21 protein-coding genes are annotated in these 26,285 nt (G+C 74.0%); 14 read left to right on the top strand and 7 right to left on the bottom strand.

What is annotated here, in order from left to right:
- The first annotated feature begins 65 nt into the window (after positions 1-65).
- Positions 66-1,298 carry a sensor histidine kinase gene (locus tag LCN96_RS38500; protein ID WP_225267352.1) on the top strand — a complete coding sequence of 411 codons (1,233 nt, stop codon included), beginning with the start codon at positions 66-68 and terminating at the stop codon, positions 1,296-1,298.
- The gene (locus LCN96_RS38495) at positions 1,295-1,996 is read left to right on the top strand and encodes a response regulator (RefSeq protein ID WP_225267351.1); all 702 of its coding nucleotides are present in this window, start codon (positions 1,295-1,297) and stop codon (positions 1,994-1,996) included. Before LCN96_RS38500 ends, LCN96_RS38495 begins: the two co-directional genes overlap by 4 nt.
- A 9-nt stretch (positions 1,997-2,005) precedes the next feature.
- Here the strand turns inward: LCN96_RS38495 and LCN96_RS38490 are convergent, their stop codons facing one another.
- A complete protein-coding gene (locus LCN96_RS38490; RefSeq protein ID WP_225267350.1) occupies positions 2,006-2,893 on the bottom strand; it encodes a sigma-70 family RNA polymerase sigma factor in 888 nt (295 codons plus the stop codon).
- Between the two features lie 110 nt (positions 2,894-3,003).
- Here LCN96_RS38490 and LCN96_RS38485 point away from each other — a divergent pair, with 110 nt between their 5' ends.
- The 6 genes from LCN96_RS38485 (at position 3,004) to LCN96_RS38460 (ending at position 9,187) form a co-directional block, all read left to right on the top strand.
- Entirely contained in the window at positions 3,004-3,729 is a 726-nt protein-coding gene (locus tag LCN96_RS38485) for a class I SAM-dependent methyltransferase (protein ID WP_225267349.1), read from the top strand.
- A 79-nt stretch (positions 3,730-3,808) separates the two neighbouring features.
- Positions 3,809-4,348, top strand: coding sequence for a dihydrofolate reductase family protein (locus LCN96_RS38480; protein ID WP_225267348.1), 540 nt, complete (start codon positions 3,809-3,811; stop codon positions 4,346-4,348).
- Between the two features lie 223 nt (positions 4,349-4,571).
- Positions 4,572-5,867 carry a BtrH N-terminal domain-containing protein gene (locus tag LCN96_RS38475; RefSeq protein ID WP_225267347.1) on the top strand — a complete coding sequence of 432 codons (1,296 nt, stop codon included), beginning with the start codon at positions 4,572-4,574 and terminating at the stop codon, positions 5,865-5,867.
- Positions 5,868-5,926: 59 nt separating this feature from the next.
- Positions 5,927-6,331, top strand: coding sequence for a hypothetical protein (locus tag LCN96_RS38470; RefSeq protein WP_225267346.1), 405 nt, complete (start codon positions 5,927-5,929; stop codon positions 6,329-6,331).
- 40 nt (positions 6,332-6,371) lie between these two features.
- A complete protein-coding gene (gene secD, locus LCN96_RS38465; RefSeq protein WP_225267345.1) occupies positions 6,372-8,618 on the top strand; it encodes a protein translocase subunit SecD in 2,247 nt (748 codons plus the stop codon).
- Positions 8,619-8,794: 176 nt separating this feature from the next.
- Positions 8,795-9,187, top strand: a complete 393-nt coding sequence (locus LCN96_RS38460) for a VOC family protein (protein WP_225267344.1) — start codon at positions 8,795-8,797, stop codon at positions 9,185-9,187.
- A gap of 142 nt (positions 9,188-9,329) precedes the next feature.
- Here LCN96_RS38460 and LCN96_RS38455 read toward each other — a convergent pair whose 3' ends face one another.
- The 3 genes from LCN96_RS38455 to LCN96_RS38445 form a co-directional block, all read right to left on the bottom strand.
- Entirely contained in the window at positions 9,330-10,382 is a 1,053-nt protein-coding gene (locus tag LCN96_RS38455) for a DUF3558 domain-containing protein (RefSeq protein WP_225267343.1), read from the bottom strand.
- Positions 10,383-10,473: 91 nt separating this feature from the next.
- Positions 10,474-12,576 carry a SpoIIE family protein phosphatase gene (locus tag LCN96_RS38450; RefSeq protein ID WP_225267342.1) on the bottom strand — a complete coding sequence of 701 codons (2,103 nt, stop codon included), beginning with the start codon at positions 12,574-12,576 and terminating at the stop codon, positions 10,474-10,476.
- A gap of 50 nt (positions 12,577-12,626) precedes the next feature.
- Positions 12,627-13,274, bottom strand: coding sequence for a TetR/AcrR family transcriptional regulator (locus tag LCN96_RS38445; RefSeq protein WP_225267341.1), 648 nt, complete (start codon positions 13,272-13,274; stop codon positions 12,627-12,629).
- A gap of 140 nt (positions 13,275-13,414) precedes the next feature.
- On the opposite strand from LCN96_RS38445, the gene LCN96_RS38440 reads away from it, so the two are divergent.
- Positions 13,415-14,611, top strand: a complete 1,197-nt coding sequence (locus tag LCN96_RS38440) for an SGNH/GDSL hydrolase family protein (RefSeq protein ID WP_225267340.1) — start codon at positions 13,415-13,417, stop codon at positions 14,609-14,611.
- Positions 14,612-14,683: 72 nt separating this feature from the next.
- On the opposite strand, the gene LCN96_RS38435 is transcribed toward LCN96_RS38440, so the two are convergent.
- Positions 14,684-16,159 carry a S8 family serine peptidase gene (locus LCN96_RS38435; protein ID WP_225267339.1) on the bottom strand — a complete coding sequence of 492 codons (1,476 nt, stop codon included), beginning with the start codon at positions 16,157-16,159 and terminating at the stop codon, positions 14,684-14,686.
- Between the two features lie 35 nt (positions 16,160-16,194).
- On the bottom strand, positions 16,195-16,443 hold the full coding sequence (locus LCN96_RS38430; protein ID WP_225267338.1) for a hypothetical protein: 249 nt from the start codon (positions 16,441-16,443) through the stop codon (positions 16,195-16,197).
- Positions 16,444-16,554: 111 nt separating this feature from the next.
- Here LCN96_RS38430 and LCN96_RS38425 point away from each other — a divergent pair, with 111 nt between their 5' ends.
- From LCN96_RS38425 to LCN96_RS38410, 4 genes are all read left to right on the top strand, one after another.
- Positions 16,555-18,339 (top strand): glycoside hydrolase family 15 protein, encoded by a 1,785-nt coding sequence (locus LCN96_RS38425; RefSeq protein ID WP_225267337.1) that lies wholly within the window; start codon positions 16,555-16,557, stop codon positions 18,337-18,339.
- A 98-nt stretch (positions 18,340-18,437) separates the two neighbouring features.
- A complete protein-coding gene (locus LCN96_RS38420; protein ID WP_225267336.1) occupies positions 18,438-19,814 on the top strand; it encodes a glycoside hydrolase family protein in 1,377 nt (458 codons plus the stop codon).
- Between the two features lie 183 nt (positions 19,815-19,997).
- Positions 19,998-20,792 carry an ion transporter gene (locus LCN96_RS38415; protein ID WP_225267335.1) on the top strand — a complete coding sequence of 265 codons (795 nt, stop codon included), beginning with the start codon at positions 19,998-20,000 and terminating at the stop codon, positions 20,790-20,792.
- 48 nt (positions 20,793-20,840) lie between these two features.
- Entirely contained in the window at positions 20,841-21,827 is a 987-nt protein-coding gene (locus LCN96_RS38410) for a sporulation protein (protein ID WP_225267334.1), read from the top strand.
- A gap of 277 nt (positions 21,828-22,104) precedes the next feature.
- Here the strand turns inward: LCN96_RS38410 and LCN96_RS56880 are convergent, their stop codons facing one another.
- Positions 22,105-23,904, bottom strand: coding sequence for a DUF2264 domain-containing protein (locus tag LCN96_RS56880; protein ID WP_263657371.1), 1,800 nt, complete (start codon positions 23,902-23,904; stop codon positions 22,105-22,107).
- Between the two features lie 118 nt (positions 23,905-24,022).
- Here LCN96_RS56880 and LCN96_RS38400 point away from each other — a divergent pair, with 118 nt between their 5' ends.
- Positions 24,023-26,233, top strand: coding sequence for a heparinase II/III family protein (locus LCN96_RS38400; RefSeq protein ID WP_225267333.1), 2,211 nt, complete (start codon positions 24,023-24,025; stop codon positions 26,231-26,233).
- Positions 26,234-26,285 lie beyond the last annotated feature (52 nt).

The following is a 26,285-nucleotide window of genomic DNA, read 5'->3' as shown; positions in this document are numbered from 1 at the left end:
TGACCGGAGACACATGACTATCGGCACTCTGCCCCGCGCCGACGGCGGTGGTTATGCTCCGACATATGCGGCAGCCACGATCGATCCGGAACTTGGACGACTGGGTGCGGTTCGCCGACGGCCGCCCGCCCCTGGTGTTCAGCGTCTTCTTCTGGGGCTCCGCCGGGCTGCTCGCCGTGAACTTCGTCGCGGCCCTGCGCACGCTCGACGCCGTGGTGGTGCGCTGGCCGCTGCTGGAGGGGCTCTTCTACGCGGGAGGCGCCGCCCTGCTGCCGGTGGTCGTGCTGTGGCCGCTGCTCCCCTGGCAGCGCGGCGCGCCCCCGTCGCGCAAGGCGCTCACCGTGGCCTTCCTGGCCGCGGCCCTCGTCGTGGCCGGCGGAGGCGGGCTCGCGGGCCTGCTCATGGTGGGCATCGCGGTGGGGAACGCGCTGGTCGTGCTCGGCGGGCGCGGCGCGGTGGCCTACTGCGTCGTCACCGGCCTGGCGGGCTTCGCGGTCGGGCTGCTCAACCCCGGCCAGGACGTGCTCGGCGCGCTCATCAACGGCACGCTCACCGCCGTGCTGTGCCTGGTGCTGCTCGTCCTCGTGCTCGCCCTGTTCGCCTACAGCTCGCGCGCGGAGGAGACCAGCCGCCTGCTCGCCGACCTCGAACAGGCCCACGCCGAGCTGGCCAAGTACGCGGCCCGCTCCCGCGAGCTGGCCGTCGCCGAGGAACGCGCCCGCATCGCCCGCGACATGCACGACTCCGTCGGCCACTACCTGACCGTCATCAACGTGGGCCTGCAGAACGCCCAGCGGTACCGCACCGCCCGCCCCGAGGCCGCCTGGGACGAGGTCCGCCAGGCCCAGGAGCTGACCCTGGAGGCGCTGACCGACACCCGCCGCTGGGTACGCGCGCTCAAACCGCTGCGCATGGACGGCCGCACGGGCCCCGACGCGCTGCGGGCCCTGGCCGAGTCGTTCGGCTCGGCCGACACCGGCGTCGCCTTCAGGCTCACCGGCGCCTGGCCCGACGTGGACGAGGGCCGCGAGCTGGTCTGCTACCGGGTCGTCCAGGAGGGGCTCACCAACGCCCTGCGCCACTCGGGCGCCCGGCACGTCGAGGTCGCGCTCGACTGCACGGACGAACGCGTGGAGGTGACGGTCTCCGACGACGGCTCCGGCGCCGAGCCCGACGCGACCCACAACGGCTTCGGCCTGCACGGCCTGCGCGAGCGCCTGCGCGGCGTCGGCGGCGAGCTGGACGTGACCGGCGGCCGAGGCAGGGGCTTCACGCTGCGCGCGACGGTGCCGGTATGACGGGCGCGCAACCGGTCGGCGAGGACGCGGAGGTGATCCGCGTGCTGCTCGTGGACGACCAGATCCTCATGCGGGAGGGCCTGCGCAAGCTGCTGGAGATCGAGCCCGGCATCGAGATCGCCGCCTCCGCCGCCGGCGGCGAGGAGGCCCTGAGCTGGCTGGCCGGCACCCCGGACCGCGCGAGGCCGCAGGTGGCCCTCGTGGACGCCCGCATGCCCGGCATGGACGGCGTGGAGCTGGTGGGCCGCATGCGCGAGCGGTTCCCCGGGGTCGCGCCGGTCATCCTCACCACGTTCGACGACGACGACTACATCTTCGGCGGGCTGCGCGCCGGGGCCAAGGGCTACCTGCTCAAGGACATCCCGCCGGACGAGCTGGTGGCGGCGATCCGGCGGGCCGCCCGCGGGGAGATGGTGCTCGGCGGCGCCGCCGGCGAACGGCTCGTCAGCCTGCTGCGCGCCGCGCCCGCGCCGCCGGTGGCGCGGGCGTCCCAGGAACCGCCCGGCGGGCTGTCCGAGCGCGAGTACGAGATCGCGCTGCTCATCGGCGCCGGCGCGGCCAACAGGGAGATCGCGCGCCGCCTGCACATCACCGAGGGCACGGCCAAGAACCACATCTCCAGCTGCCTGCGCAAGCTCGGCCTGCGCGACCGCACCCAGCTCGCGGTCTGGGTGTCCAGGCACGCCGACCGGAGATAGGGGGCACGCTCACAGGGGCTCTCCCGGCGTGGTGAGCCGCAGCGCGGCGACCCGGGGCGGGTCGCTGAGCAGGTCGAGCGCGGCGATCCGGCCGTCGGTGATCGTGAAGCTCATGACCGACCGAGGACGGCCGTTCTCCATGCCGACGAGCCCGATGACCCCGTTGACCAGCACCGCCTCCACGACGTGGCTGGTGGTGAAGCGCTGGAAACCGGACGCCTGGCCGGCCACCGCGCTCGCGCCGCTGATCGTCCACAGGCCGCCGCCCGTGTCCACCCGCATCACCACGTCGGGGTCGAGGATGGCGAGCAGCGCCTCGAAGTCCCCGCCACGGGCCGCCGCCAGGAACGCCTCGACCACCTTGCGCCGGCGCCCCGGGTCGGGCTCGGCGGGCGGCACCGTGCCGCGCACCCGCTGCCGCGCCCGGCTGGCCAGCTTCTTGGCGGCCACCGGCGTGCGGTCCACGATCACCGCGATCTGTTCGAACGGCACCGCGAACATGTCGTGCAGCACGAACGCCAGCCGCTCCGCCGGGCTCAGCGACTCCAGCACGACCAGCAGCGCCAGCCCCACCGAGTCGGCGATCATCGCCTCCTGCTCCGGGTCGCCGCCGCCCTCCGGCGTGACGACCGGGTCGGGCAGCCGCTGCTCCAGCGGATCCTCCCGGCGCGCGGTCCTGGAGCGCAGCATGTCCAGACACACCCGCCCGACGACCGTGGTCAGCCAGCCGCCCAGGTTGCCGATCTCGTCGCCGCCGGCGCGGGAGAGCCGCAGCCAGGCCTCCTGCACGGCGTCGTCGGCCTCTGCCAGGGAGCCGAGCATCCGGTAGGCCACCGCCTTCAGATGAGCGCGGTGCTCCTCGAACCGGCCGGCCAGGAAGTCGTCAGCAGTATCCACGGTCACATCCTTCATCAGGTCCTCCACCTCTCTGACGGACGGGGCCCGCGGAAGGTGACCGGCCCGTTTCCCGCTCGCGCCGCTCGTCCCCGCGTGCCTATCGTGGCCGCATGCCTGACGCGATCTTCGACCATCCACGGCTGGCCGCCGTCTACGACCCGCTGGACCCCGACAGGAGCGACCTGGACGCCTACGCCGCCATCGCCGTGGAGCTGGGCGCGCGCCGCGTGCTCGACGTGGGCTGCGGCACGGGCACGTTCGCGGTGCTGCTGGCCGCCCGCGGATTCGAGGTGACGGGCGTGGACCCGGCCGCGGCCTCGCTCGACGTGGCCAGGGCCAAGCCGGGCGCCGAGCGCGTGCGCTGGATCCACGGCGTCGCCACCGACGTGCCGCCGCAGGCCGCCGACCTCGCCACGATAACGGGGAACGCCGCCCAGGCCATCGTCGAGCCGCAGGACTGGCGGGCCACGCTGGGCGCCGTGCACGCGGCGCTGCGCCCCGGCGGGCACCTGGTGTTCGAGACCCGCGACCCCGCCAGGCGGGCCTGGCTCGGCTGGACCGAGCAGGAGACCCGCCAGGTGGCCGAGATCCCCGGGGTGGGCCGGGTGACGCAGTGGCACGACCTGCTCGACGTCAGCGGGCCGCTGGTGACCTTCCGTACGACGGTCGTCTTCGCCGCCGACGGGCAGCGGCTCACCTCGCACTCCACGCTGCGCTTCCGCGAGCGCGCGGAGGTCGAGGCGGACCTGGCCGCCGCCGGGTACGTGCTGCGCGAGGTCAGGGACGCGCCCGACCGGCCGGGCAAGGAGTTCGTGTTCCTCGCCGGGCGGCCGTAAGAATATCGGCAGGATTCGTTAAGCGGCGGCTGCCAGGGTTTACTCATCGGCAACGAGGAACGACCTGAAGGAGCACCCGATGAGGAAGCTTGTCGAATCGACTTTCGTCACGCTGGACGGCGTCATCAGCGACCCGCACGTCTGGGGCCCGCCGTACTGGGACGAGGAGCACAACGCCTACTCCGCCAAGCTGCTGTTCGGCGCCGACGCGCTGCTGCTGGGGCGCGAGACGTACGAGGGCTTCGCCGAGGCGTGGGGCTCCCGCTCCGGCGACGAGTACACCGACCGCATCAACGGCCTGCCCAAGTACGTCGCCTCCACCACGCTCAAGGAGGCCGGCGCGTGGAACGGCAACCTGATCGAGGGTGACGTGGCCACCGCCGTCGCGGAGCTGAAGCGGCAGCCGGGCCAGAGCATCCTCAAGTACGGCAGCGGCACGCTCGACCGCACGCTGATCGCGAACAAGCTGATCGACGAGCTGCACCTGTGGGTGTTCCCCGTCGTCGCGGGCGGCGGCGGCCGGCTGCTCGACGGCCTCGACCTCACCCACTTCGAGCTGCTGGAGACCACCCGCTTCAAGTCGGGCATCATCGTCCTGACCTACGGGCCCAAGGCGTAGGGATTCCGCCGGGGGGCGCCGGTGTACTAGCATCCGCAGCACCGGCGGCACTCTCCCGCCGAACCTCCAGAGCGGGTCCCCACGCGGCCCGCCGCACGCGGAGGCAAAGGGGACAGCTCGCGCCTCGGGAGCCCGTAGTCGACCGGCCGGCGATCCCCGCGCGGCCGCCACGGGCCGCGGGCGTGGGCCGGGGTCGTGGCGATGGCCGCGGGAAGAGCCGTACATGACCAGCAAGAAGCAGCTCAAGACCCGCATCAGGGCCCGCATGGCCAAGACGGGCGAGAGCTACACCACGGCCCGCCACCACGTCGTCGGCCCCGTCGCGGGAGGCCCCGAGCAGCCCGCCGACGGCGGCTGGCGCTTCACCGGCGGGCGGCACCCGTCCAGCGCCGCCATCGCCGCGGTGCTCGCCAACCAGGGGCTGGACGTCTCCGAGCCGATGGTGTTCCTGGCGGGCGGCGGGATCGGCGCCGGGTACATCCTGTGGGAGTTCCAGCACGACGGCTCCCGGTGCGTGGTGCTCGGGTTCCGCAACCAGTGGCAGTACCACGACCGGTGGATGGCCAAGACGCTCGGCCGGCTCGGGGTGCCGTACGCGGAGCACCGCACGTCCGGCACGCGCGGCGCCAGCGACCGGCTGGCCGCCGAGCTGGACGCGGGGCGGCCGTGCGTGGTCCTGCCCGACCGCTACCACCTGGGCTACTGGCACCTGCCGCAGGCGCTGGACGGGCACGGCGGCCATCCGGTGGTCGCCTACCGGCGCGACGGGGACGCGGTGCTGGTGGACGACCGCGGCAGGGCGCCGATCAGCGTGCCCCGCGAGCGGTTCGACGCCGCGCGGGCCAGGGTGGGCTCCTACCGCAACGCGCTGCACGTGCTCGGCGACGCCAAGCCGGGCGAGGCGACGCTGGCCGCGGCCGCCCTCGACGGGCTTCGTGACTGCGCCGCGCACCTGTCGGCCGCCTCCGACTCCTTCTCGCTGCCGGCCTGGCGCAAGTGGGCGCGGCTGCTGGTGGACCCGCGCAACGCCAAGGCGTGGCCGAAGGTGTTCGCCGACGGGCGCGGGCTGGCGGACGCCCTCCTGTCGATCTGGGAGGGGGCCGAGCCGGTGGGCATGGACGGCGGGAACCTGCGCGACCTGTTCGCCGACGCGCTCGACGAGGCCGCCGCCCTGCTGGACCGGCCCGCGCTGGCGGAGCTGGCCGGGCGGTTCAGGGAGATCCACGGCCTGTGGCACGACCTGGCCGAGGCGGCGCTGCCGGCGGACGTGCCGGAGCTGGGCCGGATCCGGGAGCTGACCGCCGCGATCAAGGAGAGCGTCATGGCGGACGGCAGCGCAGGCGAGGCGGAGGCGGCGCGGGCGGCCGGGGAGCTGTGGGCGGCGCGTGCCGCGGCCAACTCCCGCCTGGCGGCCTCCGGCGACACGGGGCCGCTGTTCGCCGCGCTCAGCGAGCGGGTGGCCGCCATCCATGAGGCCGAGCGCGCGTCGATCGCCCGGCTCGCCGCCCTCGTCACCTGACCGGCCCCTGCGCCGCCGGGCCGCTAGTAGGGTGGGAGGCTCGAAGGGGAGGGGGCGACATGCGCGCAAGGCTGCCCGCCGGGCCGCCCGCACCGCTGCCCTCCCGGCTCCCCGCCGCATCGCGAGCAGGGTTGCCTGCCGTCCTGCTGCTTCTGCTGTCGTGGTTCCTGCCCGTCAGCGCGCCCGCGCAGGCCGCCGCCCAGCAGGTAACCGCCGTTCACGCCGCCGTCTGGCGGGCCGAGCAGCACCACTCCGGGGCCAGGCAGCTCCCGCTGCCCGCCCCGGAGATGCGGGCCTGGCCCGGCCAGGGCGGCGCGACGGGCACGGCCGCCGCGCTCGCGGCCGAGCCGCCAGGCGCGCGGCCCGCGTGGGCCGCCGTCGTCCCCGAGCCGCCCCTCGACGCCCCCGTGGCACGCCGCCCGCTGGCGTCGGCGGCCCGGGCCCCTCCCTCCACAGGGCACTGAAGATCCCTTTTCCTGATTTCTCAAGCCTGTGGAGGCTTCCATGTTCCGTGCGCCGTTCTGGCGTGCGGTGACGGCGTGCGCCGTCATCGTCATCTCCTTAATCGTCACCCTCGCCACCGCGCCCCGCCTGGGGCTGGACCTGCGCGGCGGCACCCAGCTCGTCTTCGAGTCCAAGAGCTCGCCCACCGTCCAGGCCGACGCCGCCGCCACCGACCGCGCGCTGGACGTGCTGCGCCAGCGGGCGGACGCGCTCGGCGTCGTCGATCCCACCCTGGTCCGCTCCGGCGAGCGGCGGATCATCGTCGAGCTGCCCGGCGTGCTCGACCCGAGGCAGGCCGCCGAGGTCATCGGCCGTACCGCGCAGCTCGCCTTCCATTCCGTGCTCGGCGCCGCCGAGCCCGGCGACACGTCGGCGGTGCGCGACGAGAACGGCGGGCTGCTCAAGCTGGGCCCCGCCGTCATCACCGGCGACGGCGTGCGGGACGCCGCCGAGCAGAGCGACCCCCAGCGCGGCCCCGGCTGGTGGGTGAGCCTCGACTTCCGCGAGGAGGCGCCCTGGCGCAAGCTCACGGCGGACGCGGCCTGCCACCCGCAGGACGACCCCCGGCGCCGGATCGCCATCGCCCTCGACGGGCAGGTCATCTCCTCGCCGCCGGTGGACCCCTCGATCGCGTGCGGGGCCGGGATCCCCGGCGGCAGCGCCCAGATCACCGGCTCCTACACGCACGAGGAGGCGCGCGACCTGGCCGTGCTGATCAAGGGCGGCGCGCTGCCGGTCCCGCTCGACCTGGTCGAGCAGCGCACGGTCGGCCCGACGCTCGGCGCGGCGGCCATCGACGCCAGCGCCAAGGCCGCGATCGCCGGGCTGATCCTGACCGCGGTGTTCATCGTGGCCGTCTACCGGCTGGCCGGGCTGCTGTCTGTGCTCGCCCTGCTGTGCTACGGCGTCATCTCGTACGCGGCGCTGGTGGCGATGGGCGCGACCTTCACGCTGCCGGGGCTGGCCGGGTTCGTGCTGGCCATCGGCATGGCCATCGACGCCAACGTGCTGGTCTTCGAGCGGGCCAGGGAGGAGTACCAGCAGGCGCCGGGCCGGGGCCTGCGCAGGGCGCTCGACCGGGGGTTCAAGCACGCCTGGAGCGCGATCGCCGACTCCAACGTCACCACCCTGATCGCCGCGGGCCTGCTGTTCTGGCTGGCCTCCGGGCCGGTCAAGGGCTTCGGCGTGACGCTGGCCGTCGGCGTGCTGGCCTCGCTCGTCTCGGCCATGCTCATCACCCGCGTGCTCACCCAGGCCGTCATGGGCCGGGTCGGGCCGCGCCTGTCGGGGCTCGGCTCCGCCGGCTCGGTCAGGACCTGGCTGACCCGTAGGAACCCGCGGCTGATGCGGCGGCCGAAGCTGTGGCTGGCCGTCGCTGGCGGGCTGGCGGTGGTCGCCGCCGCCGGGCTCGTGACGCGCGGGCTGAACTTCGGCGTCGAGTTCACCGGCGGCCGGCTCGTCGAGTTCGCCACCTCCAGGCCGGTCTCCGCCGAGGCGGCGGGGGAGGCGGTCGCGCGGGCCGGGTTCCCCACGGCGGTGGTGCAGGCGGGCGACGACGGCGTCTCCGTCCGCGCCGCGCGGCTCGGCCTCGACGAGGTCGCCAGGATCGAGCAGGCCCTGGAGGCCGAGGCGGGCGAGGTGACCAAGCGCAGCGAGGAGTTCATCGGCCCCAGCCTGGGCGAGGAGCTGCGCCGCAACGCGCTCGTCGCGCTCGGCGTGGCCGTGGCCCTGCAACTGCTCTACCTCGCGATCCGGTTCCGGTGGACGTTCGGCGCCGCGACGGTGCTGGCGCTGCTGGTGGACGTGGTCGTGGTGGCGGGCATGTTCGCCTGGCTCGGCAAGCCGATCGACGGCGTGTTCCTGGCCGCGATGCTGACCATCGTCGGCTACTCGGTGAACGACAAGGTGGTGGTGTTCGACCGGGTCAGGGAGCTGTGGGCGGCCCGGCGCGGCGAGCCGCTCGCGGCGGCCGTGAACGGCGCGATCCTGCAGACCATGCCGCGCACCGTGAACACCGGCCTCGGCGCGCTGTTCATCCTGCTCGCGCTCATGGCCTTCGGCGGCGACTCGCTGCGGGACTTCGCGATCGCGCTGGTCGCCGGGATCGTGACCGGCACCCTGTCGTCCGCGTTCGTGGCCGGGCCCGCGGCGATCCAGCTCGGCCGCTTCGACCGCCGCCCGGCCCCCGAACCGGCCGAGCCACGCCGGCCCGTCCGCGAGCCGCGCGGCTCGGGAGCCGTCGTGTGACGGCGGCTCCCGCCCGCGGGCCGCGCGACCGGGAAGTCGTCGGGTGACGGCGGCCCGGCCTCCTGCCACCCTGCGGCGGGGGGGCCGGGCACCGCCATCCGGTCGGTCGATCTTTCGGATCCCGGGCTTTTCCGATCCGAGGGCTTCCGCCACCCGGCGCGGGGAACAGGTCCGGCATGGAGGTGCTGAGCAGCCGCGTGCTGTTGCGTCCCCGTGACCCCACGCGCAGCCGCCGTTTCTACGCGGAGACCCTCGGGCTGGCCGTCTACCGCGAGTTCGGCCCGCCCGACCACCCCGGTGTCGTCTTCTTCCTGGGCCAGGGGTTCCTGGAGCTGTCCGGGTCCGCCCCCGAGCAGGAGCGGGCCGCGCCGGGGATCCGGTTGTGGATGCAGGTGCGCGACGTGGCGTACGAGGAGGAGCGGTTGCGCAGGGCGGGCGTCACCGTGCTGCGCGAGGCCCGCCAGGAGCCGTGGGGGTTGATCGAGGCGTGGATCGCCGACCCAGACGGCCACCGCATCGTGCTGGTCCAGGTCCCGGCCGACCACCCGCTGCGCCGCGACCCCCGCTGACCGGAGCCCGCCCATGAGCGCTCACCGCATCCTGGCCGTGGACCACGACTGGGCGATCCTGCGCGCCCTCTGGCGCGGCCTGCGGGCCCCACGGCGGTGCGGGCCCCACGGCGATGCTCGCCGCAGCCGACCTCGGGCGCCCTCACGCGCGGGTCAGCTCGGCCGTGGCGAAGCCGGCGAGCCGGGTGGCCATCCGGCACAGCGGATCCGGCGGGCGGGACCCGCCCACCAGGAGCCGCAGGGTCTCGGCGGTCCGGCCGCGCCCGGCGGGGTAGGTGCGGTGCACCACCTCCACCAGGCACGTCTCCTCGCCCTCCGCCTCCGGCCGGACGAAGGCGGGCAAGCCGTTGAGCCGCGTGGCCGTCCCGCCCGCCGCGTCCGGTGGCTCACCCCGGTCGAACCACAGGTCCAGCCACAGGTCGCTGGTGGTGCTGCCCCACTCACAACCCCAGCCGCCGTAGCCGCGATCGGGGTCGGCGGCGTCGATGCCGGGCACGGTCTCCAGCGCCCTGGCGGGCAGCAGTGTGCACGCGTCCTCCTGCGCCAGCGACTCGGCGTGCGGGCCGGGGGAGCGGCGGGCCAGCGGGCCCCGGTTCAGCGTGCGCACGGCCTCAGCGGTGGCGGCGTCGGCGATGGGGCACAGCGGGGTCCGGCCGTCGTCGTCGCGCTTGGCCGTGACCGTGATCGTCATGTCGGTGACGCCGTCGATGATCAGCGTGCGGTCGCAGGCGTGGCTCTCGACCGGCTCCTCGACCACCGCGACGACGCCCGTGGTCCTGGCCGGCTTCGCCTGCTCCGGCGGGGGGTCGAGGTCGAGGTCCACCTTCACGTCCACGACCGGGTCGGACGGGGGCGTGACGAGGACGTCGCAGCGGTCGAAGTTGCCGTAGTCGGGGTCCAGCTCCGTGCGGCCGAACCGGCCGAGCGCGGCGGGGCGCAGCAGCGCGCAGGGGTCGGCGGTGCGCCGGTCGCCGATCGGATCGCGGGTGGCAGGTGGCGTGCCCTTCGCGGTGCGTACGCTCCGCGCACCCTGCGCTTGCGGTGACCGGTCACCGTTCCAGGCCCACAGCGCGATGACCGGCACGGCCGCGACCACGGTCGTCAGCATGGCGGCGAGCGCGGCCACCATGACGACCCGCGCCCGCCGGCCGCGCTCGCCTACGGGCCGTCGCCACCTGGGTCGCAGGAAGAGCACCACCCGAATCTAGTGAGTGACGGGTCGAACACGCAGCGTTTCGCCGGGACTGTCTGCATGGCGTCGCTGTCGTCCGGCGGCCCGGCGCTGATCAGGGACCGCCGGACGTGTCGCGCAGGAGCAGGACCGCGATGTCGTCCGTGCGCCGTTCGATCGCGGCCGGCTCGACGAGCGCCTCCGCCAGGTCGTCAAGGGACTGGCCGGGCGCGGGGTCGAAGCGGGCGGCCAGGGCGGCGATGGCGTCGCCCAGGTCGCGGCCCGGCTCCTCGATGAGCCCGTCGGTGTAGAGGGCCAGCACCGAGCCGGGCTCCATGGGCAGGTCCGTGGTGGCGTACTCGGCGTCCGGGTCGATGCCGAGCAGCAGGCCGGGCGAGGTGGCCACGATCCTGGCCGGGGCGCCCGGCCTGCCCAGCACCGGTGGCGGGTGCCCCGCGCTGGCCACGCAGGCGGTGTGCCGGCGCAGGTCGAAGCTGACGTACAGGCAACTGGTGAAGCGGTCGGGCGCCAGCTCGACGAGCAGCCGGTTGGTGTGCGCCAGCACGTCGCCGGCGCTGCCGCCGGCCGCGGCGTGCGCGCGGACGGCGGTGCGCACCTGGCCCATGAGCGCGGCGGCGGTCACGTCGTGGCCCTGCACGTCGCCGATGACGGCCGCGGCCAGGGTGTCGCCGACGCGGATCAGGTCGTAGAAGTCGCCGCCGATGTCCATGCCGGGGGTGGCGGGCACGTAACGGGCGGCCACCTCCAGGCCGGGGATCCGTGGCAGCGTGTGCGGCAGCAGGCTGGACTGCAGGCACTGGGCGAGCTGGTGCTTGACGTCGTAGAGCCGGGCGCGCTCGAAGGCCTGGGCGATCAGCCCGGTGAGCGCGGTGAGCGTGGCCCGCTCGTCGGTGCCGAACCGGTGCGGCCGGTCGTAGGCGAGGATGCAGGTGCCGATCGGCTGTCCTGAGGTGACCAGGGGCAGGAACGCCCAGGCGGACATGCCGTCGGAGCGGATCGCGTCGGGGTAGGCGGCGCGCAGCTGGTCCCAGGTGGAGAAGAAGGCCGGCTCGGCCGCGTCGGACAGCCGGTCGGCGGGCGCGGCCGGGATGACGGGGCGGCCGTCGAACTCGTCGACGGCCTGCCGGCTGTAGCCGCGTGAGGCGGCCACCCGCAGCCGCCCGCCCGCCTCGGTGAGGATGGCCAGCGCCTGCACGTCGTAGACGGGCATGACGTGGTCGGCGACCAGGTCGAGCACCTCCTGCGCGGTGACCGCCCGGGCGAGCGCGGTGGCCAGGTTCAGGATCTCGTGCACGGCGATGACCCGCAGCGTCCGGTCGCCGCCGGTGACGGGGTCGGGCGCGAGGCCGCGCGACACGGCGCCGGGGGTGATGCGCAGGGTGATGCCGGACAGGCCGGGATACAACCAGAACGACAGCCGCCGCCCGGCCGGGTTGCGGCCGACGAACTGGGTGATCTGCCGGCCGATGACCGCGGCGCGGTAGCGGTCCTCGTACTCGGGGCTGGCCAGCCACGGCAGCACCTCCCACAGGCGCTTGCCGAGCAGCTCGGCCGGCGCCACCCCGAGCAGGTCGGCGGCCGGCGCGCTGACCAGCGTCGCGCGGCCCTCCACGTCCAGCATGCAGTAGCCCTCGGGCAGCCGGTTCAGGCACTCCAGCGCGACCAGGTCGGCCCGCGGGTCCGTCTCGCGCACGGGCCGGGGGCCGAGCAGGCGCGGCTGGTTGTCCGCCCTGATCGGCCGCCCCCGCCGGTCCGCCGCACGCAGCAGCTCGCCGATCGTGGCGCAGGTCCTGTCGAGCAGGTCGCGGCGGCGCGGGGTCAGCTCGGGCGTACGCCCGGCGGGCCACAGCAGCATGAACCCGCCGCGCACCTCTCCGTCGGCGCAGATGGGGGACAGGGCGGCGGCGAACGGGTACGGCAGGGCCAGCGCCGCCGCCGGGAACTCGCGGGCCAGGTGCTGGCGCCCGCTGATCCAGATGAGCCGCCGCTCGCGGACCGCCACGGCGATCGGCACCGGGTCCTTGGTCCTGACCCTGGCCCACGCGCGGGCGATCGGCGCGGGCAGCCCGACCTCGGCGGCCATCTGCAGGACCTGGCCGCTGTCGTCCAGGAGGTAGGTGGCGCCGATGTGCGCGCCGGTGGCGGTGACGGTGTCGATCAGCAGCTCGTCCAGACGGGACGAGCCGAAACCTCCCATACGGGCAGATTACACGCAGAAGTGTAGTGATTTGGTTACGTTCCGCCAATTTACCGGCTGGGTGCGGGCTCCTCGGCCCGCTCGTCGGGCAGGCCCAGCGCGCGCCCGAGCAGCTGGTGCAGGTGCGCGCGGAAGCGCCGCAACTGGCGCTGGTCCTCGGCGCCGCACCGGTGGCCGCCGCCGCCCAGCACCCCGCCGAGCACGAAGCCGTGGATGCAGTAGATCATCGTGTACGTGGTGTGCAGCGGGTCCATGCCGGCCGGCTCCGCCAGCGTGTCCACGCCCTCCACGACGTACTGCGTCAGCGGCTGGGCGTTCTCGGCCTCCAGGTCCACGATGTCGCTCGCGTCGGACAGCCAGCGGTGCATCCACAGCGCGGGCATCTCCGGATGGTCCACGCAGAAGTCGAGATAGCCGTCGATGAAGTCGTGCAGCGCGCGGGCCCGCCGCTCCACCGGGGCCGCCATCAGCGCGTCCACGCGCGGTGTGATGGCCTCCGCCAGCAGGTGGCGCGACTGCTCCATGACCGCCAGGTACAGCTCACGCTTGGTGGCGAAGTGGGCGGCGAGCTTCTCCTGGCTCACCCCGGCCGCCTCGGCGACCTGCACGACGGAGGAGCTGTCGTAGCCGAGCGCGGCGAACAGCCTGGTGGCGGTCCGCAGTATCAGCTCCCGCCCGTCGCCGTCTGCAGAGTCCATGGTGGCGACCCTAGGCGGGAAGGGGCGCCGGACCTATGACTTGATCGACAAGCGCCGGTAAAAACCGCGACCCGCCGAAAAGGAGGTGCGAAACGTTCGCTATCGTGCCGAAAGTTTCGCCTATCCGTGGAGCCGCCCTCATGCCCGTGTCCCCTCCGTCCAGCACTCCGATCGGCCGCTGGGTCACCACGTGGACGGCGATGCCGCAGCTCACCGAGCCGGACAACATGCCGCCCCCGCCGTACACCAAGGAGGGGCTGGTCCTGGCGGACACCACGCTGCGGCAGACGCTGCGCGTGACGCTGGGCGGCCGGCGGCTGCGGCTGCGCCTGTCGAACGCGTTCGGGGACGTGCCGCTGCCGATCACCCGGATGGCCGTGGCGCTCCCGCGCGACGGGGCGGCGGGGGTGAGCGGCATCCGGCCGGAGACCTCCCGGCCTGTGACGTTCTCCGGCCGTGCCGCCACCGTCGTGCCGGCCGGGGCGCACGTCGTGTCGGACCCCCTGGAGCTGGACGTGGCCCCCGGCACGGTGCTGACGGTGACCGTCCACCTCGCCGACGGCCTGACCTCCTCCGCGCTCACCTCGCACCCCGGCTCCAGGACCACCTCCCACCTGGCCACCGGCGACCACGTGCACGCCGCCGACCTGCCCGCCGCCACCCCGGTCGACCACTGGTACCTCCTCAGCGGCGCCGAGGTGTGGGCCGAGCCCGGCGCGGCGACGCTCGTCCTGCTGGGCGACTCGCTCACCGACGGCCGGGGCTCCACCACCAACGGCAACGACCGCTGGCCCGACCGGCTCTTCGACCGGCTCCCGCCGGGCATCGCCGTCGCCAACCAGGGCGCCGGCGGCAACCGGGTGCTGAACGACGGGCTCGGCCCGAGCGCGCTGGCCCGGCTGGACCGCGACGTGCTGGCCCAGAGCGCCGTTCGCTGGCTGCTCGTCTTCGAGGGCGTGAACGACCTCGGCACCGCGCCGGCCACCCCGGCGGGCCAGCGGGAGGTGGTGGAGCGGCTGCTCGCCGGCTACGAGCAGATCGCCGTCCGCGCCCGCGCCCGTGACCTGGTCGTGTACGGGGCCACGCTGACGCCGTTCGGCGGGAACGATCCCTACGACGACCCCGAGGGGCACCGGGAGGCGGCCAGGCAGGCGGTCAACGCGTGGATCCGCGAGTCGGGCACGTACGACGCGGTGATCGACTTCGACCGGGCGGTCCGTGACCCCGCCGCGCCCCGGCGGCTGGCGGGGGCCTACGACGAGGGCGACCACCTGCACCTGAGCCCGGCCGGGTACCGGGTGCTGGCCGAGGCCGTCCCGCTCACCCTGTTCGGCTAGCCGGGCCGCTCACCCTGTTCGGCTGGCCCGGCCGCGCGCCCGCCGGGACGGGCGCGGGGCCGGGGCCGCCGGTCAGCGCAGCGGCGGGAAGGGGTGCGGGTTGCGCGGGGCGACCGAGCGGGCCAGCCGGTAGGCCGCCTCGGCGTTCACCAGCCCCGCCCCGGTGGGCCCGTCGTAGCCGTCGCCGGCCACCTGCCCCATCGCGCTCTTGCCCTCGGCGCAGTCGCGGGCCGACGCCTTGAGCACGGCCTTGACCAGGGCGGGCGAGAGCCCCGGCTGGACCTGCTTGAGCAGCGCGCACACCCCGGCCACCTGCGGCGAGGCGGCGCTGGTGCCGCTGATCACGCTCCACCCGTCGTCGGGCGCCGTGCCGTCCTTGGCCGGGTAGCCGGGCCCCGCCAGGCTGGTGTCGATCTCGTCACCCGGCTCGACGGGCAGCATGATGTAGATCGCCCGCGGCGCCTTGCCCACCAGGCCGCACACGTCGGGCACGTGCCGCCCGGCGTAGATGAGGCTGTCGAAGCTGCTGGCGTAGTCGGAGGCCTCCAGCCTGAACTCCCCGTTGACCGGCGTCTCGTCCACGAAGACCCCGCCGACGGAGATCACGTCCGGCATCATGCCGGGGAAGGCGACGTGCCCGTTGCCCGCGGAGAAGCAGACGGTGATGCCGCGCTCGCGGACCGCCTCGATGACCGCCAGCTCCAGCGGGCGCAGGAAGTTCGGCAGCGTGTCCAGGCCGGGCAGGTGGTAGCCCCAGCTGTTCGTGATGACGGCCGGCGCGAGGTCGGAGGCGGCCTTGAACGCGAGCGTGGCGTTGGCGCCCATCTTGACGCCGACGAAGTCGATGTCGCGGGCACAGGCGAAGATGTTGGCCGCCTCGGCGGTGCCGTGCCCGTGCTCGTCGTGCTGCACCCGGGTCGCGTCGGGGGCGAGGGTGGCGTTGTAGTTGTAGCCGTGGTGGTCGTAGAAGGGGTGCCGGTAGAAGCCGGTGTCCGGCATCGCGACCAGCACGCCCCTGCCGGTGACGCCGCGGTCGTGCAGCGGGTGCGCGCGCAGCAGGAGCGCCACGTCGTCGGGGACGCGCAGGTGGTGGTAGCTCACCCGGGGCGGGATGGGCGAGGCGAAGAAGCGCGGGGGAGGCTGCGGGTAGGCGCGCTCGATGTAGGGCTCCAGGTCCTGCGGCATCGTGAACGGCTCGCCGCTGACGTGCGCGAGATAGGGCACCTGGGCGCCCGCGGTGGCGGTCACGTCCGGCGGGCGGCCCTCCAGCTCGGCCTGGCGCACCTCGACGTGCGTGTGGAACGTGCTCTCCCACAACGATCGCGGGCCTTCCGCGCTGATGGAGAAGGTTCCGAGGTGCCGTACGGTGAAGCCCTTGGCCTGCAGCGCGTTCGCGGTGCGCTCGGCGAGGCCGGGCGCCGGTCTGAGCTCGTCCAGGCCGGCGTTCTGGGTGGCGGAGGACTCGGCGAACATCGAGGCCCCGGTGTCCGGACGCAGGGCCGCCTCGAAGTAGACGGTGTCCTCCCGCCGCTCGGTCATCGTGGTCATGTCGCTCCTTTGCGAATGAAGACCAGAAATGGACGTCAAAGGGCGTGGAAATCTGGCGGCTCCGCGAAGTGCACGCCGACCACCAGCTCGCCCAGTTCCCCCGGAACCTCCACCTGGGGCAGGCCGAACGCCTGCTCCCAGACCTGCCTGGGCGCACTCACGCTGATCGTCGTCCCGAGGTGCAGCACCGTGAAACCCAGGCGCGTCAGGGCGGAGGCCACCTGGCGTTGCCGGCCGGGCACCGCTTCGACCTCGGCCGAGAGAATGTCACCCTCAGCGGCCATGACCCCAGGGTCCACCCCCTCTCCGGCCCGCGACACCGGGAGCGACCCAGGGATAACCCCTGCGTTCCATCCGGTGGCCCTGGGGCACAAACCGAGCGAGGGGGTGGACCGATGCGGATCGAGGACTACGCACTGATCGGCGACATGCAGACCGCCGCCCTCGTGGGCACCAACGGCTCCATCGACTGGCTGTGCCTGCCCCGCTTCGACTCGGCGGCCTGCTTCGCCGCGCTGCTCGACGACCCGCGCGCCGGGCGCTGGCTGCTGGCCCCCGCCGACGGCCGCGCCACGGCCACCCGCCGCTATCGGCCCGACACGCTGATCCTGGAGACCACCTGGGAGACCGGCGGCGGGTGCGTGCGGGTGCTCGACTTCATGCCGCCGCGCGTCGAGGCGCCGGACGTCGTCCGCATCGTGGAGGGCGTGCGCGGCCGGGTGGACATGCGGACCGAGCTGGCGCTGCGCTTCGACTACGGCAGCGTGGTGCCGTGGACCCGCCAGGACGGCGGGGAGCTGGCGGCGGTGGCGGGCCCCGACTCGGCCTGGCTGGACGCGCCCGTGCAGCTCGACGAGAGCGACGGCACCACCACGGCGAGCTTCGCCGTCGCGGCGGGTGACCGGCTGCCGTTCGTGCTGACCTGGCAGCAGTCCTGGCTGCCCCGCCCGGCCAGGGTGGACGCCTTCACCGCGCTGGACGACACCGAGCGCACGTGGACCGGCTGGCTGCGCGACTGCGCGTACCGGGGCCGCAGGTACGGCGAGGCCGTGCGGCGCAGCCTGCTCACCCTCAAGGCGCTCACCTACGCGCCCACCGGCGGCCTGATCGCCGCGCCCACCACGTCGCTGCCCGAGGAGATCGGCGGCACCCGCAACTGGGACTACCGCTACAGCTGGCTGCGCGACGCCTCCTTCACGCTGCACGCCATGCTGCGGGCCGGTTACGAGGAGGAGGCCAGGGCCTGGCGCGACTGGCTGCTGCGCGCGGTCGCCGGCGACCCGGCCGACCTGCAGATCATGTACACGCTCGACGGCACCCGGCGCATCCCCGAGTGGCGGGCCGACTGGCTGGGCGGCTACGAGGGCTCCCGCCCGGTGCGCATCGGCAACGCCGCGTACGCCCAGGTCCAGCTCGACGTCTACGGCGAGGTGCTCGACTGCCTCTACCAGGGCAGACGGGCCGGCCTCCACCACGACCACGCGGCGTGGGACCTGCAGTGCGCGCTCATGGAGTATCTGGAGGGGCACTGGCGCGACCCCGACCACGGCCTGTGGGAGATCCGCGGCCCGCGCCGCCACTTCACCCACTCCAAGGTGCTGGCCTGGGTGGCCGCCGACCGGATGGTGCGCACCGTCGAGTCGGGCGACCACGCGGGCCCCGCCGGCCGGTGGAAGTCGCTGCGCGAGGAGATCCACCGCGAGGTGTGCGAGCAGGGCTACGACGCCGACCGCAACACCTTCACCCAGTTCTACGGCTCGCGCGGGGTGGACGCGGCGCTGCTGCTCATTCCCAGGCTGGGCTTCCTGCCGCCGTCCGACCCGCGCGTGGCGGGCACCGTCGAGGCCGTGCGGCGCGAGCTGGGCAGGGACGGCCTGGTGCTGCGCCACCGCCACGACCTGGACAACCTCGACGAGCTGACCGGGGGCGAGGGCACGTTCCTGGCCTGCTCGTTCTGGCTGGCCGACGCACTGGCCCTGCTCGGCAGGCATGACGAGGCGCACGAGCTGTTCGAGCGGCTGCTGGCCCTGCGCAACGACGTCGGGCTGCTGGCGGAGGAGTACGACACCGCGCGCGGCCGTCAGGTCGGCAACTTCCCGCAGGCCTACAGCCATCTGGCCGTCGTGGGCACCGCCGCCGCCCTGGAAGGCGATCGCGCGGCCACGAGCACCGAACGGTAACGATTAGCTGTGAAAGTCGTTCCCCGATATGCCCGTCTTAGCCCATGCATGGAACGCTACGAGCGGCATGCACAGAGTTGGGATCAGGTGAGAACTGGGTGGCAACGACTAGCGGGGGATCGTTCTGGCGCAGGCTCGGCCGGGTGACGGGGGTCACCACCATGGCCGTGATCCTGGCCGGGTGCGGCAGCATGGGCGGCACGGCACAGCAGGGACCGCCGGCGCCGCAGCAGAGCAGCGCCGCGCCGCAGACGCAGGAGGCGAGCCCGGAGGTGGCGCCGCCGAAGGTGGACGAGGGCTGGCCCCGCTGGGGCTTCACCCACACGGGCGTCAGCGCCAACAACGTCACCAGGGAGTTCGAGCAGGTCGTGGCGGGTGAGCTGGCCAAGACCCCGATGGTGCAGAACCAGCACATCATGGGCTTCGGCGCGCTCAACCCCGAGCCGTACCCGGGGCAGTACTACTGGGAGGACCTCGACAGCCGGATGAACCTCATGCGGCAGTCCAAGGCCACCCCGGTCATCACGCTCTGCTGCGCCCCCGACTGGATGAAGGGCGGCCCCGAGGGCCCCACGGCGGACTCGGCCTGGGCGGAGCACCTGGAGGACGCCCCCTACCCCGAGTTCTACGACGACTTCGCCAAGCTGTCGGCGGCGGTCGCCTCGCGGTACAAGGACGTCAAGTACTTCATGGTGTGGAACGAGTTCAAGGGCTTCTGGAAGGACCACGCCAAGCCCGCGGACTACAAGGGCTACACCGAGATGTACAACAAGGTCTACGACGCGGTGAAGGCGGTGCGGCCGGACGCCCAGGTCGGCGGCCCGTACCTCGGCTTCGACAGCAACGCCACCGGCGACACGGAGCTGCGCGGCGACTGGGGGGTCGTCAACCAGAACGTGCTCGACGCCTTCGACTACTGGTACGAGAACAAGAAGGGCGCCGACTTCATCGTGGTCGACGGCGCCTCGCCGACCGACGCGCACGAGCTGCTGCCGGACGAGTTCGGCGCGCTGGGCAAGTTCGGCGCGGTGACCAAGTGGCTGCGGGAGAAGACCGGCGACATGCCGATCTGGTGGTCGGAGTGGTACTTCGAGCCCGAGGACGGCAGCACGAACTGGGAGGAGCCCCGGCGCCTGGCCGTACAGGCCGCCTCCATGATCGAGTTCGCGACCAGCGGCGCCGCCACCGCGCTCTACTGGAACCCGCAGGCCAAGGAGGGCGAGTGCCAGGGCTGCCTGTGGGAGCCGCGCAGCGGGGCCGAGACGCGGACGGGGCAGCTCGTGAGCGACTTCGTCAAGTGGTTCCCCGCCGGTGCGCGGCTCGACCAGGTCACCTCCTCCGAGTCGTCGGTCAGGGTGCTGGCCCAGCCGGAGCAGCTGCTGCTGGTCAACACCACCGACGGGGACGTCACCACGACCGTGGACGGCAAGGAGTACACGCTCAAGGCGTACGAGATCAAGTGGAGCGCCCGCTGACCGCCGCCGCGGCGCCACCCGCAGCCTGGCCGACCGCGAGCTGCTGCGGGCGCACGTGTGCCGGCTCGTCGAGCGGGTCAGGCAGAACGGCGGCCTGTGATCCATCTCTCACCGTAGCCTTGCCCGGGACCACGGTCCCCACGCGTCCCTACGATGATCAACGATCATGCGGAGGGGAGATCCTTGTCTGGGCAGGAACGCGTTCGGGCCATCCTGGAGAGCCGGCTCGTGCAGCGGGCGGTCATCCTGGTCATCGTCGTCAACGCGATCACCATCGGCTGCGAGACCAGCGCGTACCTGATGCAGCGGGCCGGCGGCCTGCTGCACGCCATCGACCGCGTCGCGCTGGCCGTCTTCACGGTGGAGCTGGCCGCCCGCCTGTACGCCTACCGCAAGGCGTTCTTCAAGGACCCGTGGAACTGGTTCGACACGATCATCGTCGCCGTCGCGCTCATCCCGGCCTCCGGCCCCACGTCCGTGCTGCGCGCCCTGCGCATCCTGCGGGCGCTGCGGCTCGTCTCGGCCGTGCCCAGCATGCGCCGCGTGGTCGGCGCGCTGCTCGCCGCCGTGCCCGGCATGGCCTCCATCATCGGCCTGCTGGTGCTGATGATCTACATCGCGGCCGTCATCGCCACCAAGCTCTTCGGCGACATCATGCCGGAACGCTTCGACGAGCTGCCGCGCTCGCTCTTCACGCTCTTCCAGATCATGACGGGGGACGACTGGGGGAACGTCGCCCAGGAGGTCATGGAGCAGAAGCCGTGGGCGTGGATCTTCTTCATCGTCTACATCCTCATGTCCACCTTCGTCGCGCTGAACCTGTTCATCGCGGTCGTCGTCAACGCCATGAACGAGGAGGGCGACGGCGCGTCGGAGCTCGCCTCCGTCAAGCAGGAGCTGGCCGCCGTGAACGCCAAGCTGGACCAGCTCCTCATGCGTGAGCGCGCCGAGGAACTCCATCCCACGGCCGATCGTTGACGCGGGCGTCACACGTTCCGATCTTCGCTCGACAGGAGAACAAGAGCCGTGGTCTTCAAGAGGATGCTGGGTGCGTTCGGGGTGGGCGCGCCTTCGGTGGACACCGTCCTGTCCACACCGCGTACCCGGCCTGGCGGCACGCTGGAAGGAGAGGTACGGCTCAAGGGAGGCGACTTCGACGCCGAGATCGAGCACGTCACACTCGGCCTGGTGGCCCGGGTGGAGATCGAGCACGGCGACGGTGAGAGCGCCGGGCTGAGCGAGTTCGGCAGCGCCCGCGTCTCCGGCCCCTTCACCCTGCGCAAGGGCGAGGAACGCACCGTCGACTTCCGCATCCCCGTCCCGTGGGAGACCCCGATCAGCGAGATCGCCGGCCAGCCGCTGCGCGGCATGGCCGTGGGCGTGCGGACCGAGCTGGCCATCGCCAAGGCCGTCGACAAGGGCGACCTCGACATGGTCGCCGTCGAGCCGCTGCCCTCGCAGCTGCGCATCCTGGAGTCGTTCCTGCAGCTCGGCTTCGCCTTCAAGGCCGCCGACCTGGAGGCAGGCCACCTGTACGGGGTCCGGCAGGAGCTGCCGTTCTACCAGGAGATCGAGTTCTACCCGACCGGCCACTACGCGGGCCGGGTGGGCGAGGTCGAGGTCACCTTCGTCGCCGACCCGGCGGGGCTGGAGGTGGTCCTGGAGGCCGACAAGCGCACCGGCCGCTACTCCTCCAGCGACGCCATCGGCCGCTTCCACGTCAGCCATGAGGATGCGCTGCGCACCGATTGGGCGGGGGAGCTGGGGCGGTGGCTCGACAGCCTCTCCCAGTACGGGGGCTCGCAGCACGGTGGTGCCGGTTTCCACGGTGATCACCACTACGGCGGGCACCGTGGGCACCACGGACAGCACGGGCAGCACGGTGGGCCGGGGATGGGCGCGGTGGTCGCCGCTGGGGCCGCCGGTGTGGTCGGAGGGCTTGTGGCCGGTGAGGTGGTGGAGGAGGTCGTGGAGGAGTTCTTCGAGGGTGGTGATGAGGGCGGCGACTGGTAACCGCCACCAGCGCGGCCGTCACTGACCCGGTCACCGCTGCCCGGCCACGGCAAGACGTGGCCGGGCATCTCCCGCGCCCGCCGCACCTCACGCGCCGCCCACGCCCGCCTGCGCCGCGCCTCGCGCTCGGCCTGCGCCGCGCCCCCGCGCCACACCCCTGCGCCACGCCCGGCCCGTGCCCGCCCGTGCCGCCCCACGCTCGCACGCCCCGTGCCGCCGGGCCGGTCCCTAGTCCTGGCCTTCTACGGACGCCCTGGCGGCCCGCTCACCCCGCAGCTCACTCCGACACCCCCGAGAGCATCGTGAGGTCGTCGACGGTCCCGTCCGCCCAGGTGACCTTCCAGCCCTCGAACACCGGCACCTGCCCACCGTCCCCCAGCAGCACCGCGGCGACGTACCACCGCCCGCCCTCCACCTCCCCGCCCGTCGCACACCAAGGGACCACCGTGCGCTCCCCCAACGGCGTCCCCACCACCTCCACCCCGCACACACCCAGCCCGCCCCCACCCACCACCCGCGTGACAGGGCCGCCCTCAGGCGCCGGCCAGCCGCCCACCCGCAGCCCGCACGCCCGCTCGGACAGCCTGGCCAGCCGCACCTCCCACGCCCCCCGCACCACCGACACGACCTCCACCTCAGGCCCGTGCCGCATCGAAGCGCCCGCCCTGGAGTACCCGTGATCGGGCCCGGGCCCCTGCTCGCCCCAATGCGCCCGCCAGCGCGACGACCCGGTGAGCGTCCCCGACGGCAGCACCCGCACGGGACCGGAGGTGAACCCGGTGCGATGGCTGGCCCGCCCCTCCTCGTCCAGGACGACCACCGACTGGTCCAGCGGATCACCCTCCAGCAGCGGGAACGTGGCCGTCGAGTACCCCAGCCGCGCGTACAGCGGCGCGTCGGCCAGGTCGGAGCCCGGGTGCGAGTGATCGGTGCCGTGGTTGACGACGCGTACGACGCCGTCCGCCCGGGTGCCGCTGACCAGCCACCCCGGCGCCCGTACGACCCGGGTGAAGTCGTCCCGCTCCACCGGCAGTGGCTCCTCCACGGCCGTCCACACCGGATGCCCGGCCGGCAACGCCAGCCCGAACAGGCCCTTCGCCGCCCAGTACGGAGAGCCGGGGCCGGAGTAGTCCTGCGCGACGGCCCGGTAGGGGCCGTGCCAGCCCAGGCTCAGGATCCCGTCGCCGTCGGGCGCGCCGTGGTCGGCGAAGTGCCGCGCGATGCCGGAGGCGGCCCGGCGCAGCAGCCCCGGCGAGCCGACCCCGGTCCAGGCGCCCACCCAGAACGGCGCGGCGGCGGCGAACCGGTAGGTGAGACTGCGGCCCTGAATCAGCGGCGAGCCGTCGGCGCCGACCAGGTGCACGGCGTCGTCCAGAAAGCGTTCCAGGCGCTCCAGGTGCCGGGGGTCCGGCCCGAGGCCCGCCATCTCGCGCCACAGCGGCGGGTAGAAGTGCAGCGCCCACCCGGCGTAGTGGTCGTAGGCGCGCTCGGCGCCGTCGGCGTACCAGCCGTCCTCGCGCTCGAAGCTCTCCGCCAGTGCCAGGCCGGCGTCGATGTCCTCCTGCGCGTACGGGCCGCCGACCGAGGCCAGGAACTGCTCCACGACGATCTGGAACCACACCCAGTTGATCGGCGGGTAATCGGAGCCGACCGCCGGCGCCAGATAGTCCACCACCTGCTCACGCACGCGCGGGGACAGCCGGTCCCACAGCCACGGCCTCGTCAGGTGCAGCACCAGCGCGATGGAGGCGGCCTCCACCTTGGCCTGGCCGTGCTCGTCCAGCCGGACCCAGCGGTCGGGGTGGTGCGGGTCGGTGCCCGCTTCGAGACCCCGCGCGTACCACTCCATCAGGCCCAGCGGGTCGCCCCCGCCCTCACCCGCGACCCGGAACCCGGCCGCCAGGAACGTCCGCGCGAACCCCTCCAGAGCGTCCACGTCGGGGCCGTAGCCGCCGGGCCGGCCGGGGAAGCTGATGCGCGCGTGGGAGGGGGAGGCGTGCCGGCGCGCCGACAGGAGCAGGCGGTCGGCCAGATCCGCCCAGTGCTGCCTGGTCCAGCCGGTGTAGGGGGAGATCATTCAGCCAAGGAACCATGCCGTGGCCGCCTTCCACAAGGGTGCGCGGCGCGTCCCCGTAGGGTGGTCGGGTGGCTGCGACACCTCTGCGTGCGTTCCCGTCGTGCGGTGGGCGGGCGCGGTGAGCTTCGGTCCCGGCTGGCCCTCGGTACGCCGCCGCGCCGCGACCCGCCCGTGGGCCGGCGCGGTCGTGGCGGCGCTGCGCGACGGCTTCGCCAGGTGGCACGGCACGCCCGTCCCCGGTCCTGAGCGGGAGTCGGCGTGGACCCACCACTACTTCTGCGACGCCGACGGGGCGGCGCTCCGCTACGACCGGGCCTGCCCGGAGCGGCACGTGTGCACGGGGTGCGGGAAGGTGTACGCGGGGGAGCCGTGGGACGGCGCCTGGCGCGCCAAAACCCACGACGCCCTCGCCGCCCAGGCCCAGCGCGCCGCCCTCCTCCTGCACCTCGCCCCGGACCCCCGCCCCGCCGCCGAGCTCGACCAGGACCCCCGCCCTGCCGCCGGGCGTGATCCGGACCCCCGCCCTGCCGCCGGGCGTGACCCGGACCCCCGCCCTGCCGCCGGACGTGACCGGGACCTCCGCCCTGCCGCCGGGCGTGATCTGGGCTTGCGCCAAGCTGCCGGGCTCGATCCGGGCCTGCGTCCCGACGCCGAGCTCGACCGGATCCTGTCCGCCTACGCCCGCGACTACCTCGCCTACACCCCGCACGGGCAGGCGGCGGGCACCGGCCGGGTGCAGCCGCAGTCGCTCGACGAAGCCGTGTGGGCCGTCGGCCTGCTGCGCGCCGCCCGCTGGGCCGGCGACGCGCTCGCCCCGCGCACGCGGCAGGCCGTGGACGGGATGGCGGCGGCCGTCGCGGACCTGCTCAGGCCGCAGGTGGGCGCCGTCCACAACATCCACTGCTGGCTCCTGGCAGCGCTGGCCGAGTGCGCGGTACGCCTCGGCGACGCGGACCTGCTGGCCTGGTGCCGCGACGGCGAGCACGGCGCGGAGGCGCAGGTCCGCCACGGCTTCCACCCCGAGGGCCTCTGGTACGAGATCAACCCGCACTACCACTACTACGCGCTGGCCGCCCTCCTGTCCTACGTCGAGGCCACGGGCCCGTCCGGCCTGTCCGAGGACTCCGCCGCCCGCCTGTCCAGGGCCATCGCCGCGCCGCCGCTGCTGGCGTACGCGGACGGCCGGCTGCCCGCGTACGGGGACGGCTGGCCCGACTGCTTCACCGGCGACTTCGCCCCGCAGGCCGAGGCCGCCTGGACCCTCCTGCCCACCGCCCGCCCCGACCTGACCCCCTACTACCGCCATCCCCGGCCGGCGCCGCTGCGGCTCTGGTACGGCGCCCAGCTCCCCGAGCACACCGCCCCGTTGACGCACCGCCCCTCGGTGGCCGCCCTCGTCTTCGGCCCGGACGACCTTCCCGGCGAACCCGCGCAGGTCTCGGGCCAGCCGGGGGTGGATGGCGCCGGCGTCGCCGGCGCACCTCACCCGGGCTCGGACGGCGCCCGCGCACCTAGCCCGGGCTCGTCCGGTGCCACCGGCTCCTTCCTGTGGCGAGGGCCCGGGATCGCCCTCCTGCGATCACCCGCCGTCCGCCTGGTCCTGCGCGCGGGCCCGGACGCGGGCTGGCACGACCACCGCGACAAGCTGGCCGTGGATGTGCAGACCGTCACCGGCTGGTCCAGCCTCGACCTCGGCACGAGCGGCTACGGCGCGGACTTCACGGCCTGGATGCGCTCACCGGCGGCCCACAACATCGTCACCGTCGGCGCCCGCCCCCAGCCCGCCCACACCGGCCGCATCCTGGACTGGTCCCCACGGCACGTGACGGCCGAGTCGGCGTGGGACGGCCACGTCCTGCGCCGTACGATCACCGTCCACGACCACGGCTGGACGGACGTCCTCACGGTCACCCTCGCCCACCCCGACGAGATCGAGTGGGCCTTCCACGGCGACGGCACGTTCACCGTGACCGGACCGGCCGACGACCAGGCCCGCACGCCGGACGACACGGCCGCCGACCAGGCCCGCACGCCGGACGACACGGCCACCACCTCGCAACACGCCTGGCTCACCGCCCTGCGCACCCTTCCGACCCCCGCCGACCGGCACCTCCACGGCACCTGGGCCTTCCCCGGCGCACCCCACCTGACCCTGACGATCCCGCAGGGCTTCACCGCCCGCACGGCCACGGCCCCCGGCAACCCCAACGGCCGCCCGCTCGGCCTCCTCCTCGTCCACGGCCACGCCACCACGGCCCGGTTCCGGGCGACCTTCACCGGACCACCGGCGCCGACACACTCGTCCACCTCGCGGGTGAGCACTACCTGACCACCCGGTGCTCGCCCGCCCATGACCTGCCCGAGCATGCTGGGCCCCAGAG

The sequence above is a fragment of the Nonomuraea gerenzanensis genome (assembly GCF_020215645.1).
GTDB lineage: Bacteria > Actinomycetota > Actinomycetes > Streptosporangiales > Streptosporangiaceae > Nonomuraea > Nonomuraea gerenzanensis.
This window is presented reverse-complemented; position numbering and strand designations above follow the sequence as displayed.